The sequence below is a fragment of the Kribbella sp. genome, assembly GCF_035655035.1.
Classification (GTDB): Bacteria; Actinomycetota; Actinomycetes; order Propionibacteriales; family Kribbellaceae; genus Kribbella.
In genome coordinates this window covers 1-12336 of the sequence record NZ_DASRVN010000254.1, presented here as the reverse complement: position 1 = coordinate 12336, position 12336 = coordinate 1, and the positions used below count along the sequence as shown (strand labels likewise).

The following is a 12336-nucleotide window of genomic DNA, read 5'->3' as shown; positions in this document are numbered from 1 at the left end:
GGGCCTTCGATCAGGAGGCGCTGGACGTCGGCGTCGAGGATGGACTGGCCGTTGGCGGCTGCCTCCAGGGCGCGTCCGATCGACTCGGCGTCGGCGTCCTTCGTGAGGAACCCCCGGGCACCGGCGCGCAACGCGGACAGGACCGACTCGTCGTCGCTGTACGTCGTCAGCACCACGACCTCGGTCCGCGGGTGCTCGGTACGCACGATCCGGGTCGCCTCGACACCGTCCATGGTCGGCATCCGCAGATCCACCAGCAGGACGTCGGGATCGTGTTCGGCCACCAACGAGACCGCCTCCCGCCCGTCGGACGCGGCCGCGATCACGTCGATCCCGGGCAGCAGCTTCAGCAACGTCACCAGCCCGTCGCGAACCACGGTCTGGTCGTCGGCAACCACCACTCGAACACTCACGCAGGCACCTTCAGTTCTACCCGCCAGCCCGTCGAAGTCGGGCCGGCCTCCAGTGATCCGCCGACCAGGTCGGCACGTTCGCGCATCCCGAGCAGACCGTAGCCGCCCGGCGCCGCCCGCTCCGGGCGCTTGTCCTGCTCGTCGTCCACGGTCAGCCCAACCACCGAGCCGTACGACAACCGCACTCGCACCGGCGCGTGCGGCGCATGCTTGCGGGTGTTCACCAACGCCTCCTGCAACGTCCGGTACAACGTGCTCATCACTTCCGCCGGCAACTCCCGCTCCGCACCGTCCACCTCGAAAGCGGCAGCAGCCCCACTCTCCAGCCGGTACGCCGTGACCAGGTCCGCGAGCGCCCGTACGTCGGGAACCGCGTCCTCCCGCAGCGCCGCGACCGCCCGCCGCGCCTCGGCGAGCCCTTCCGCGGCCAGCCCCTGCGCCCGGGTCACCTGCTCGATCGCCTCCGCCGACGCCCCGTCCCGAACCAGCATCAGCCGCGCACCCTGCAGGCTGAGCGACAACCCGGCCAGCGAATGCGCCAGTACGTCGTGCACGTCGCGGGCGATCCGGGCCCGCTCGGCCAGCGCCGCGGCCCGGCCGTGCTCCTCGATCGCGGCCTGCTTGCGGGCCAGCGACACCTCGAGCTCCTCCAGTTGCTGCTCCCGGTTCCGCCGGTTGATCGACACCAGCGTCAGCGCGATCACCCCGAACGCCGAACCGAACGCACCCGGCAGCGAGTGCGTGGTCAGGTACAGGGGCACGCTCACCCCGAGGATGCTGGCGCCGACGATCATCCGCTCGACCGGCTGCGCGCGGAAGTACCGGACCGCCGCCCGGCTGGCCCAGAACGGGATCACGATCATCGCGCTGGCCGGCAGCACGTACCAGAGCGCGGACCCGGCGAGCGTGAAGACCAGCATGCCGTACCCGGCCGGGCCCGGCGGTTCGCCGTACTTCAGGCGGAACAGCGAGAGGTTGCCCGCGACAACCATCGCGCCGAGCACCAGGACCACCCAGTACGGCGCGCGCCGCTGGCCGCCGTACGCCGCGACCACCACCGAGATGATCGTGATCACGCCGGGGACCGCGCGCAGCAGCAGGCCAGGTACGGAGGAGTCCCGCACCTGGCCTGCCAGCGTCCAGCTCATGCTCACATCATGCCCACATCAGACGCTCTGGGCGGCGAGCGGGGCGTTCATCGCGAGCGCGCGGCGGTAGACCATCGCGTTCTGGGCGGCGATCGTGACGCCGACGGTCAGCGCGATCGTGGCCTGGCCGACCGGGCTGTGCGGCCAGAGCGCGGCCGAGGCGACCGCCGTACCGATCCGCAGCCCGATGGTCACGATCCAGAGCAGCAGCGTCGCGGTGGTGCCCTTCTGCCACAGGCCCCGGTCGGTGTTCGCCAGCCGGATGCTGGCGCCGCGGGCGATGCCGAGGCCGAACAGTACGACGCAGTCGAGCGCCAGGAAGGCGAGTTCGCCGGTGGTCGCGAGGTGCGCGACCGAGGCCAGCGACAGGACGCCGATCCCGAGCAGGATCGCCGGCATCAGAGCGAGCGACTTCGGCGTGACCAGCGAGCCGGTCACCTGCCGGCCGATCACCCGTACCAGCACCAGGACGCCAATCAGGATTCCGATTACGGCCGACATGTCAGTGGTCCTTTCGAGGGGTTCGTCGTTGTTGGTGACAACACTCCTCGGATCCGGCCTCCGGAACGTCAGCCCGGAGGTGAGACCCGGGTGGATCCCAGGTCTCAACCCAGGGGTTGACTCACGCGAGCGACACCAGGTCCAGGTAGTCGTCGGACCAGAGGTCCTCGGTGGCGTCGGGGAGGATCAGGACGCGGTCCGGGCGGAGGGATTCGATCGCGCCCTCGTCGTGGGTGACCATCACGATCGCGCCCGGGTAGCTGCCGACGGCGCCGAGAACCTCGTCCCGGGACGCCAGGTCGAGGTTGTTCGTCGGCTCGTCGAGCAGCAGCACGTTCGCGCTCGAGTGGACCAGGCCGGCCAGCGCCAGCCGGGTCTTCTCACCGCCGGACAGGACCCCGGCCGGCTTGTCCACGTCGTCGCCGCTGAACAGGAACGACCCGAGCACGTTCCGTACCTCGCCGTCGGTCAGCCCGGGCGCGACCGCGGCCAGGTTCTGCCGTACGGTGCCCGCCAGGTCCAGCGTGTCGTGCTCCTGGGCGAAGTAGCCGAGCCGCAGGCCGTGACCCGGTACGACGCGACCGGCGTCCGGCTGCTCCCGCCCCGCGAGGAGCCGGAGCAGCGTGGTCTTGCCGGCACCGTTCAGCCCGAGGATGACGACCCGGCTGCCGCGGTCGACGGCCAGGTCGACGCCGTTCAGCACCTGCAGCGCGCCGTACGACTTCTTCAGGCCGACCGCGGACAGCGGCGTCCGTCCGGACGGTGCCGGCGCCGGGAGCCGGATCTTCGCGACCCGGGACGTCCGGCGTACCGGCTCGAGGTCCGAGAGCAGCTTGTCCGCGCGGCGCGCCATGTTCTTGGCCGCGACCGCGGTGTTCGCGCCGGCCTGCATCTTCGCCGCCTGCGTGTGCAGCGCGGCCGCTTTCCGCTCCGCGACCGCGCGTTCCCGCTGCCGACGCCGTTCGTCCAGCTCCAGCTGTTCGAGGTACTTCGTCCAGCCGGTGTTGTGCAGGTCGATCGTCAGCCGCTGCGGGTCCAGGTGGAAGACCCGGTTGACCGTTGCCTTGAGCAACTCCCGGTCGTGGCTGATCACGATCAGCCCGCCCGGATACCCGAGCAGGAACTGCCGCAGCCACAGCACCGAGTCCGCGTCGAGGTGGTTGGTCGGCTCGTCGAGCAGCAACGTGTCGTGCTGCGCGAACAGGATCCGGGCCAGCTCGACCCGTCGCCGCTGCCCGCCGGACAGTTCGCCGACCGGCTGCTGCAGCGCCCGGTTCGGCAGGCCGACACCGGCGGCCAGCCGGGCCGCCTCCGCCTCGGCCGCGTACCCGCCGCCCGCCTGGAAGGCCGTCTCGGCCCGCGCGTACGCCGCCATCGCCTTCTCCTGGGCCTCCCCCGTCGCCGTACTCATCGCGGTCTCGGCCGCGCGCAGCCGGCGGACGGCCTCGTCGAGCCCGCGTGCGGACAGGATCCGGTCGGTGACGGTGATCGCGGGATCGGCCGCCCGCGGGTCCTGCGGCAGGTAGCCGATCGACCCGGTGACGGCGATCTGCCCGGCGGCGGGACGTGCCTCGCCGGCCAGGGTCTTCAGCAGCGTGGTCTTGCCGGCGCCGTTGCGGCCGACCAGCCCGACGCGGTCCCCGGCACCGACGGTGAACGAGATGCCGGCCAGCAGCAACTGGGCGGCGACGCGGATATCAACACCGCGAACGGTGATCATGATGGTTACTCTCCGTGAATACTAGTGGACGCACTTCACCTGTGGGAGTGAGTGCGTCGGCTAGACACAGAGGCAAGTAGCCATGCGCCCACGGTAACCGGAGCGGGCAACCGCCGTCAGCTGGTTTTCGCGGGCAGCTCGATCACGAACCGCGCGCCGCCGCCGGGACGCTCGGTGACCCGGATCGTTCCGTGGTGCCACTGCACGTGCCGGGCGACGATCGCCAGGCCGAGGCCGACGCCGCGGCCGCGCCCGGAGGTCTCGCCGCGGCCGAAGCGCTCGAAGATCCGGGCCCGGTCCTCGACCGCGATCCCCGGACCGGCGTCGTCGACCGTGATCACCACCCCGAGACCGCCGGTCCGGACGCCGACGCCCTTGCAGCCGCCGGCGTGGTCCTCGGCGTTCTCGACCAGGTTCGCGACCACGCGTTCCAGCCGCCGTTTGTCCGCCTGCAGGGTCAGCCCTTCGGCCTCGTGCTCGACCTCCGTGACCTCGCGCCCGGCGGCCGCGTCCGCCGCCGCCCGGACCAGGTCGGCGATCCGGACGATCTCCCGGCTGCCGCGGTCGCCGCCGTCGTCGCGGGAGATCTCCAGCAGGTCGATCACCAGCCGCCGGAACCGGTCCAGGTCGTCGCCGAGCAGCTCGACCGGCTCCCGGACCGCGGGCGGCAGCTCGTCGCTGTGGTTCTGGATCAGCTGCATCGAGTTCAGCATCGTCATCAGCGGCGTCCGCAGCTCGTGGCTGACGTCGCCGGCGAACCGGGCGTCCGCGGCCACTCGGCGTTCCAGGTCCGCGGCGGTCTGGTTGAACGACCGGGCCAGGCCGCCCAGGTCCTTGTCGTTCTCGGCCGGCAGCCGGGCGTCCAGCTTGCCGCGGGCGACCGCGTCCGCGACCCCGGCCAGCTCCGCGAGCGGCCGCAGCGCGACCGTACTGGCCAGCCGGCCGACCGCCAACCCGATCAGCGTGGTCGCGACCGCCGCCGCGATCAGCGTGATCTTCAGCGTCCGCAGCGTGTCGTCGAGGCTCGACAACGGATGCCACTCGAAGAACGCGTCCCCCCGGGTGCCGGCGCCGAGCGGTACGCCGACCGCGAGCACCGGCTGCCCGTTGAAGTCGATCCGGCGCTGCACCGACGTACCGTTCAGCGCCGACTGGATGATGTCCGGCGGCAGGTCCGACGGCTTCCCGGTGAGCGCGTACCAGTGCTCGTCGACGTACAGCATCGAGGCCGCCGCGTCCGTCGACGGCAGGCTGTTCAGCACCGCCATCGGGTCGACGCCCTTCTGCATCGTCGGCTCCGGGCACTCGGCCTGCTCCCGGGCCGGCCGGCAGGGATCCGGTACGCCGAACAGCCCGTACCGCAGGGCCGTCGTACTCTCCTCGGTGACCAGCTTCGCCGCCTGCTCGCGCTGCTGGGTGAGGTACTCCGAGACCACGCCCCAGGTCACCATCGCCAGCACCGCCGACAGGCCGAGGGCGAGCAGACCGTAGGCCAGCATCACCCGGCCCCGGAGGGTGAATCGTCCCAGCAAGGTCAGCTCACCAGTCGGTAGCCCAGGCCGCGGGCGGTGACGAGGTGCTTCGGGCTGGCCGGGTCCCGCTCGATCTTCAGCCGCAGCCGCCGAACGTGTACGTCGACGATCCGGCTGTCCCCGAAGTACCCGTAGCCCCAGACCTTGGACAGCAGCTGCTCACGGCTGAGAACCTTGCCCTCGGCACCGGCCAGCTCGGCCAGCAGCTTGAACTCGGTCCGGGTCAGCGGCAGCACCTCGCCGTCCCGGCTCACCTCGGCGCCCGGTACGTCGATCCGCAGGTCGCCGACCTCGAGCAGGTCGGCCTGCCGCGCGTTCGCCGGCTCGACCCGGCGCAGCAGCGCCCGGATCCGGGCCGACAACTCTTTGGCAACAAGCGGTTTCGTCACGTAGTCGTCGGCACCCGCCTCCAGCCCGGCGACCACGTCGTGGCTGTCGGTCCGCGCGGTCACCATGATCACCGGTACGTCGCTGGAGCGGCGGATCTCCCGGCAGACCGTGAAACCGTCCCGGTCCGGCAGCATCAGGTCCAGCAGCACCACGTCCGGCGGCTCCCGGCGCAGCGCGGCGAGCGCGTCGTACCCGTTCGCCGCCTCGGCGACCAGGTACCCCTCATCCTCGAGGGCGAGCCGCAGTACCCGCCGGATCCGCGGTTCGTCGTCGACCAGCAGCAAGCTGTGCGTCACGGCTCCAGTGTCGCTCACCGGCGAGCCGGACGCCGGTAACAGTTGTCATGAATCCGTCATCACCAGGCGGGTCCCCGGTGACATCTCCTTGACGGTTCGCTGCCTCGCGGTTCCGGGCGGATCCGGAAGTCCTAGCTTCGGCCGTACCGAGTCCCGGAGGAGGACCAATGGCCAGAAGACGGCTGGCGGCACTATCCCTTGTCGCCGTGGCGAGTATCGCGCTCGCGGCTTGCAGCAATGGCGGGAACACACCGTCCGGATCCAGCACGGCCGGCACCCCGGTCACCGGCGGCACCCTGAACATGCTCGGGACGGGCGACGTCGACTACATGGATCCTAATGTGAGCTACTACTCGATCGGCTATCTGAACCTGCGGATGTGGAGCCGTCAGTTGTTCACCTACCCGGCCGATCCCGGTAGCGACAACACCAAGCCGGTGGCCGACCTGGCCACGGACATCCCGACCGCCGCGAACGGCGGGATCAGCTCCGACGGCCTGACCTACACGATCAAGATCCGCCCGGGCGCCAAGTGGAGCACCACCCCGGCCCGGCCGGTGACCGCGGCCGACCTGGTCCGCGGCGTCAAGCGGACCGCGAACCCGCAGCAGCCGTTCGGCGGCATCCCGGACTTCGCGAACCTGCTCGTCGGGTACAAGGCGTTCGCGGACGGTTTCGCGAAGGCGCCGAAGACCGTCGCCGGGATCAAGGACTACATCGAGAAGACGCCGCTGCCGGGCGTGGTCGCCAAGGACGACACCACCGTCGTGTTCAAGCTGACCCAGCCCGCCACGTACTTCGTCGACATGCTGACGCTGCCGGCCTTCTCGCCGGCGCCGGTCGAGTCGCTGAACTACCTGCCGGCCAGCACCGAACTCGGCAACCACTTCCCGTCCGACGGTCCGTACAAGGTCGACTCCTGGGTACCGACCAAGTCGATCACGTACTCCCGCAACTCCGCCTGGGACGCCGCCTCCGACCCGGTCCGCAAGGCGTACGTGGACAAGATCGTGGTGAACGAGACGGTCAGCCAGGACTCGATCCAACAACAGCTGCAGACCGGGACCCCGACCGCGGACATGGAGTTCGACTCCGGCCCGCCGCCGTCGCAGCTGCCGGCCCTGATCGCCAAGAAGGACCCGAACCTGAACCTGGGCCCGACCGCGTCCAGCAACCCGTACGTCGTCTACAACACCGCGTCGCCGAACAACAACAAGGCGCTCGCGAACGTGAAGGTGCGGCAGGCGATCAGCTACGCGATCAACCGCGCCAACGTCCTGCAGGTCCTCGGCGGACCGACCATCAACCCGCCGCTGACGCAGGTACTGCCGGACAACATCGTCGGCTCGAAGAAGAACGACCCGTACCCGTACAACGTCGACAAGGCCAAGCAGCTGCTGACCGAAGCCGGCTTCCCGAACCTGACCCTGAAGTTCCTGTACCGGAACGCCTCCGAGGGCAGCAGCAAGGCCTTCCAGACGATCCAGCAGGACCTGTCGAAGGTCGGCATCAAGGTCGTCGGCGTACCGTCGCCGAACGCGGACTTCTACGTGAAGTACCTGCAGGTGCCGAGCGTCGCCAAGCGCGGCGTGTGGGATCTGTCGCTGGCCGGCTGGGGTGCTGACTGGTACGGCAACGCGGCGCTGTCGTTCTTCAACCCGCTGTTCTCCGGCGAGCCGTCGTTCCCGCCGGTCGGCAGCAACTTCGGGCTCTACAACAGCCCGACCACGAACAGCATGATCGACCAGGCCATCAAGGCGCCGACCGAGGATCAGGCGTCCGCGCTGTGGGCGAAGGCCGACGCGCAGGTGATGGCCGACGCGCCGTTCTTCCCGCTGACCAACCCGAAGAACCCGAACTACCACGCGGCGCAGGTGCACAACGCCAACTACGTCCCGGCGATCCAGAACTTCGACCCGACCAACGTGTGGATCGACAAGGACAAGCAGGGCTGACCTCATGGCTCTGCTGGAAGTAAGGGACCTCAAGGTCTCCTTCGACACCCCGGACGGCACCGTCCGTGCCGTCCGGGGGTTGTCGTACGACGTGGAAGCCGGCCAGACCCTCGCCGTCGTGGGCGAGTCCGGATCCGGCAAGAGCGTCTCCACCCAGACCATCACCGGCCTCACCCGGGGCGCCAAGGTGTCCGGTACGGCGTACTTCGACGGCACCGACCTGATCACCGCCGACGAACGCACGCTGCGCCGGCTGCGGGGCGCGCAGATCGGGATGATCTTCCAGGACCCGCTGTCCAGCCTGCACCCGCACTACCGGGTCGGCTGGCAGATCGTCGAGATGATCCGGGCGCACGACCTGGAGATCAGCAAGCAGGCGGCCCGGAAACGGGCCGCCGAGCTGCTCACCCTGGTCGGCATCCCGCGGGCGGCGGACCGGATCGACGACTACCCGCACCAGTTCTCCGGCGGCATGCGGCAGCGGGTGATGATCGCGATGGCGATGGCCCTCGACCCGGCGCTGCTGATCGCGGACGAGCCGACCACCGCGCTCGACGTGACTGTGCAGGCCCAGGTGCTGAACGTGATGCGCCGGCTGCAGGAGCAGTTCGGCACCGCGATCGTCCTGATCACCCACGACCTCGGCGTGGTGGCCGAGATGGCCGACGAGGTGGTGGTGATGTACGCCGGGGCGGTGATGGAACGCGCGCCGCGCCGGGACATCTTCTACCGCAACCACCACCCGTACACGCAGGGGCTGCTGGCCTCGCTGCCGGCCCGCAGCGCGGACCGGCTGACCCCGATCCCGGGGACGCCGCCGAGCCTGATCAACCTGCCGAAGGGCTGCCCCTTCGCGACCCGCTGCCCGCACGTGTTCGAGAAGTGCTCGGAGACGCCACCGCTGCTCAACGTCGGCGGCGACCCGCGGCACCAGTCGGCCTGCTGGCTCCCACACCACGCGGAGGAGGCGGTGGCATCGTGAACGACGAGGTCCTGCTGAAGGTCGAGGACGTCCGGAAGGACTTCCCCACGCATTCCAAGGAGGTGGTCCAGGCCGTCGCCGGCGTCTCGCTCGAGGTGCACAAGGGCGAGACCCTCGGGCTGGTCGGCGAGACCGGCTGCGGCAAGTCCACGCTGGCCCGGTGCATGGCCCATCTGTACGACGTGACGTCGGGCTCGGTGTGGTTCGAGGGCAAGGAGATCACCAAGCTGTCCCGGAAGGCCATGCAGCCGTTGCGCCGGGACGTGCAGGTGATCTTCCAGGACCCGTACGGATCGCTGAACCCGCGCCGCCGGGTCGGCTCGATCATCGGCGACCCGTTCGCCATCCACAAGATTGCTTCCGGCAACGAACGGAAGAAGAAGGTCCAGGAGCTGATGGAGCTGGTCGGGCTGAACCCCGAGCACTACAACAGGTTCCCGGCCGAGTTCTCCGGTGGCCAGCGGCAACGGATCGGGGTGGCCCGGGCGCTCGCGCTGCGCCCGAAGCTGGTGATCTGCGACGAGCCGGTGTCGGCGCTGGACGTCTCGATCCAGGCGCAGATCATCAACCTGCTGGCCGACCTGCAGAAGGAGTTCGACCTGACCTACGTGTTCATCTCGCACGACCTGTCGGTGATCCGGCACGTGAGCGACCGGATCGCGGTGATGTACCTGGGCAAGATCGTCGAGCTCGCGCAGACCGGCGACCTGTTCGGGCAGACCCGGCACCCGTACACCCGGGCGCTGCTGTCGGCGCTGCCGGTGGCCGACCCGGACACCGCCGACAGCCGTGAGCAGATCATCCTCGGGGGCGACATCCCCGCCGCGACGAACCCGCCGGAGGGGTGCAGGTTCCACACGCGGTGCCCGAAGGCCAAGCTCGACTGCGCGGCCGAAGTACCACCGCTGGAGCCGGTGCTGGACGACCGGCCCGACCACCGGACCGCCTGTTTCTACCCGTTGACGGTGGGCGAGGACCTGTCCACCGCCGTACCTGACTTGAAGGCATCATGACCGCAGCTATCGAGATGGTCGACGTTGTCGACGAACCTCAGGTCATCGAAGGGCGCAGTCCGTTCTCGCTCGCGATGCGGCGGCTGCGCAAGGACAAGGTGGCGATGATCTCGCTGGCCGTGATCCTGCTGATCGTGCTGATGGCGATCCTGGCGCCGCTGTTCGCGGCGGTCACCGGGCATCCGCCGAACGAACAGTACCGCTCCGTCGGGCTCACCCCGGACGGGTTGCCGCGCGGGCCGAACGGCACGTTCTGGCTCGGCACCGACGACCTCGGCCGGGACATCCTGGTGCGGATCGCCTACGGCGCCCGCATCTCGTTGCTGGTCGGCGTGATCGCGACCGCGATCACGGTCGCGATCGGAGTCGTGCTGGGACTCGCCGCGGGGTTCCTCGGGGGGATCACCGACACGATCCTGGCACGACTCATCGACGTGGTGCTGTCGGTTCCGTTCCTGCTGGTCGCGATCGCGCTGGTCTCGGTGACCGGGCCCAGCCTGACCGTCACGGTGCTGGTGATCGGCTGCTTCAGCTGGGCGTCGGTGGCCCGGATCGTCCGCGGCCAGGTGCTGTCGCTGCGCGAACGCGAGTTCGTCGAAGCGGCCAGATCGCTCGGCGCCGGGGACGGCCGGATCATGTACGTCGACGTACTGCCGAACGTGATCGCGCCGGTGATCGTCTACACCACGCTACTGATCCCGGTCGTGATCGTGACCCAGGCGACGTTGTCGTTCCTCGGGCTCGGGCTGCCGCCGCCAACGGCGGACTGGGGCGGGATGATCAGCGAGTCGCAGAACTACTACACGACCGCCTGGTGGTTCATCCTGTTCCCCGGTCTGGCACTGCTGATCACCACGCTGGCGTTCAACCTCTTCGGTGACGGGGTCCGGGACGCCTTCGACCCCCGCGGAGATCGGAGCTGACCATGGCGATGTTCCTGGTACGACGCCTCGGCCACGGGCTGCTGGTGCTGTGGCTGATCAGCGTCGCGGTGTTCGGGCTGTTCTTCGTTGCACCGAGCAACGTCGCGCAGACCCTCGCGGGCCGGCAGGGTACGCCGGAGACGATCGCGCTGATCAAGCACCGGCTGGGCCTGGACCTGCCGGTCTGGAAGCAGTACCTGCACTTCCTCGGCAACGCGCTCAAGGGGAACCTCGGGTACGACTACTACCACCAGGTGTCGGTGACGACGATCATCGGGCAGGCGCTGCCGGTGACGATCTCGCTGGCGCTCGGCGCCTCCGTGCTCTGGCTGCTGCTGGGCGTCTTCAACGGGGTCGTCTCGGCGGTCCACCCACGGTCGCTGGCGGACCGCGGGCTGACGTTGTTCTCGCTGTTCTTCTACTCGTTCCCGTCGTTCCTGCTCGGGCTGCTGCTGTTGTACTTCCTGTACTTCCGTCTCACGCTGGCCGGCTTCCACTGGTTCCCGGCCGGCGGGTACGCGCCGCTGACCGGGGGTTTCGGGCCCTGGTTCCAGCACCTGTTCCTGCCCTGGATCGCGCTCGCACTGTTGCTGGCGGCAACGTACACCCGGTTGACCCGGGCCTCGATGCTGGACGTGCTCGGCGAGGACTACATCCGGACCGCGCGGTCGAAGGGCATCCGGGAGAACCGGGTGATCTACGTCCACGGCCTGCGCAGCGCGCTGACGCCGGTGGTCACGCAGTTCGGGATCGACCTCGGGCAGCTGGTCGGCGGCGTGGTCGTGACCGAGACCGTGTTCAGCCTGCCCGGGCTCGGCCAGACCGCGGTGGTCGCGATCAACCAGCAGGACCTGCCGGTAATCATCGGCATCGTCCTGTTCGCCTCCGCCGCCGTGGTGGTGGCCAACATCCTGGTCGACATCGGCTACGCCGTACTCGATCCACGAGTACGACTGCACTAGCGAAGTACGTCTGAGATCCGGCGATCGGGGTACCGGGAGAGTTGGCAGAAACGGAGGCCCGCCATGGGTGCTGTCATCGCGCTTCCACTGATCCTGATCGCCCTGGCCTCGCTCGGCTTCGCGCTGTGGAGCGTGTACGCCGTCGGCCTCGAGACCTTCACGTTCGCCAAGTCGGCACGCCGCCACGGTTCCGGCGAGTGCGCCGCGCACTACGACCCGGGCGACCACGAACACGTCTCCACCCGGCCGCTGGCCGGTTACAGCCGGCGACCGGCCAACCGCCCCGGCTGATCAGGAGTTCCCCGGGTTTCCTTTGGTCGGGTTTCCCCGGGGACTCTGTACAAGGACAGGAGGTGTCCGCTCCGTCCCGGAACGAACCCAGACATCTCCTGTCCTTCGGTACGTTGTTCGCATGATCGCGGTCTATGGTGCCGGCGGCGTCGGCTGCTACGTGGGTGGCCGGCTGGCTGCTGCCGGTGCGGCGGTGACGTTCGTCGGGCG

At 69.5% G+C, this 12336-nt stretch carries 12 protein-coding genes; 6 read left to right on the top strand and 6 right to left on the bottom strand.

Translation table 11 applies throughout. From position 1 onward, the window contains the following. From VFF46_RS14755 to VFF46_RS14730, 6 genes are all read right to left on the bottom strand, one after another. Positions 1-413, bottom strand: a 413-nt coding sequence (locus VFF46_RS14755; protein ID WP_325037686.1) for a response regulator transcription factor, incomplete at its 3' end; no start/stop codon positions are given. Beyond that, positions 410-1561 carry a sensor histidine kinase gene (locus VFF46_RS14750; RefSeq protein WP_325037685.1) on the bottom strand — a complete coding sequence of 384 codons (1152 nt, stop codon included), beginning with the start codon at positions 1559-1561 and terminating at the stop codon, positions 410-412. The genes VFF46_RS14750 and VFF46_RS14755, both read right to left, overlap by 4 nt. A gap of 18 nt (positions 1562-1579) precedes the next feature. Next, the gene (locus VFF46_RS14745; RefSeq protein WP_325037684.1) at positions 1580-2062 is read right to left on the bottom strand and encodes a hypothetical protein; all 483 of its coding nucleotides are present in this window, start codon (positions 2060-2062) and stop codon (positions 1580-1582) included. A 121-nt stretch (positions 2063-2183) separates the two neighbouring features. Continuing rightward, entirely contained in the window at positions 2184-3782 is a 1599-nt protein-coding gene (locus VFF46_RS14740) for an ABC-F family ATP-binding cassette domain-containing protein (protein ID WP_325037683.1), read from the bottom strand. Between the two features lie 116 nt (positions 3783-3898). Next, positions 3899-5281, bottom strand: coding sequence for a HAMP domain-containing sensor histidine kinase (locus VFF46_RS14735; protein ID WP_325037687.1), 1383 nt, complete (start codon positions 5279-5281; stop codon positions 3899-3901). A 35-nt stretch (positions 5282-5316) separates the two neighbouring features. After that, positions 5317-6000, bottom strand: a complete 684-nt coding sequence (locus tag VFF46_RS14730; protein ID WP_325037682.1) for a response regulator transcription factor — start codon at positions 5998-6000, stop codon at positions 5317-5319. A 167-nt stretch (positions 6001-6167) separates the two neighbouring features. Here VFF46_RS14730 and VFF46_RS14725 point away from each other — a divergent pair, with 167 nt between their 5' ends. The 6 genes from VFF46_RS14725 (at position 6168) to VFF46_RS14700 (ending at position 12126) form a co-directional block, all read left to right on the top strand. Beyond that, a complete protein-coding gene (locus VFF46_RS14725; protein ID WP_325037681.1) occupies positions 6168-7955 on the top strand; it encodes an ABC transporter substrate-binding protein in 1788 nt (595 codons plus the stop codon). 4 nt (positions 7956-7959) lie between these two features. Then, positions 7960-8937, top strand: coding sequence for an ABC transporter ATP-binding protein (locus VFF46_RS14720; RefSeq protein WP_325037680.1), 978 nt, complete (start codon positions 7960-7962; stop codon positions 8935-8937). Continuing rightward, positions 8934-9950 carry an oligopeptide/dipeptide ABC transporter ATP-binding protein gene (locus tag VFF46_RS14715; protein WP_325037679.1) on the top strand — a complete coding sequence of 339 codons (1017 nt, stop codon included), beginning with the start codon at positions 8934-8936 and terminating at the stop codon, positions 9948-9950. Before VFF46_RS14720 ends, VFF46_RS14715 begins: the two co-directional genes overlap by 4 nt. Then, the gene (locus VFF46_RS14710; protein ID WP_325037678.1) at positions 9947-10873 is read left to right on the top strand and encodes an ABC transporter permease; all 927 of its coding nucleotides are present in this window, start codon (positions 9947-9949) and stop codon (positions 10871-10873) included. The genes VFF46_RS14715 and VFF46_RS14710 overlap by 4 nt, the downstream gene beginning before the upstream one ends. Before the next feature lie 2 nt (positions 10874-10875). Next, complete coding sequence (locus VFF46_RS14705) at positions 10876-11835, top strand: ABC transporter permease (protein WP_325037677.1); 960 nt, start codon at positions 10876-10878, stop codon at positions 11833-11835. Between the two features lie 63 nt (positions 11836-11898). Continuing rightward, complete coding sequence (locus VFF46_RS14700) at positions 11899-12126, top strand: hypothetical protein (RefSeq protein WP_325037676.1); 228 nt, start codon at positions 11899-11901, stop codon at positions 12124-12126. The last annotated feature ends 210 nt before the right edge of the window (positions 12127-12336 follow it).

What these genes read in the sequence shown, in the direction of transcription:
- VFF46_RS14750 (WP_325037685.1), bottom strand. Translation starts at nt 1,561, where the DNA reads ATGAGCTGGACGCTGGCAGGCCAGGTGCGGGACTCCTCCGTACCTGGC.
- VFF46_RS14745 (WP_325037684.1), bottom strand. Translation starts at nt 2,062, where the DNA reads ATGTCGGCCGTAATCGGAATCCTGATTGGCGTCCTGGTGCTGGTACGG.
- VFF46_RS14740 (WP_325037683.1), bottom strand. Translation starts at nt 3,782, where the DNA reads ATGATCACCGTTCGCGGTGTTGATATCCGCGTCGCCGCCCAGTTGCTG.
- VFF46_RS14735 (WP_325037687.1), bottom strand. Translation starts at nt 5,281, where the DNA reads ATGCTGGCCTACGGTCTGCTCGCCCTCGGCCTGTCGGCGGTGCTGGCG.
- VFF46_RS14725 (WP_325037681.1), top strand. Translation starts at nt 6,168, where the DNA reads ATGGCCAGAAGACGGCTGGCGGCACTATCCCTTGTCGCCGTGGCGAGT.
- VFF46_RS14720 (WP_325037680.1), top strand. Translation starts at nt 7,960, where the DNA reads ATGGCTCTGCTGGAAGTAAGGGACCTCAAGGTCTCCTTCGACACCCCG.
- VFF46_RS14710 (WP_325037678.1), top strand. Translation starts at nt 9,947, where the DNA reads ATGACCGCAGCTATCGAGATGGTCGACGTTGTCGACGAACCTCAGGTC.
- VFF46_RS14705 (WP_325037677.1), top strand. Translation starts at nt 10,876, where the DNA reads ATGGCGATGTTCCTGGTACGACGCCTCGGCCACGGGCTGCTGGTGCTG.
- VFF46_RS14700 (WP_325037676.1), top strand. Translation starts at nt 11,899, where the DNA reads ATGGGTGCTGTCATCGCGCTTCCACTGATCCTGATCGCCCTGGCCTCG.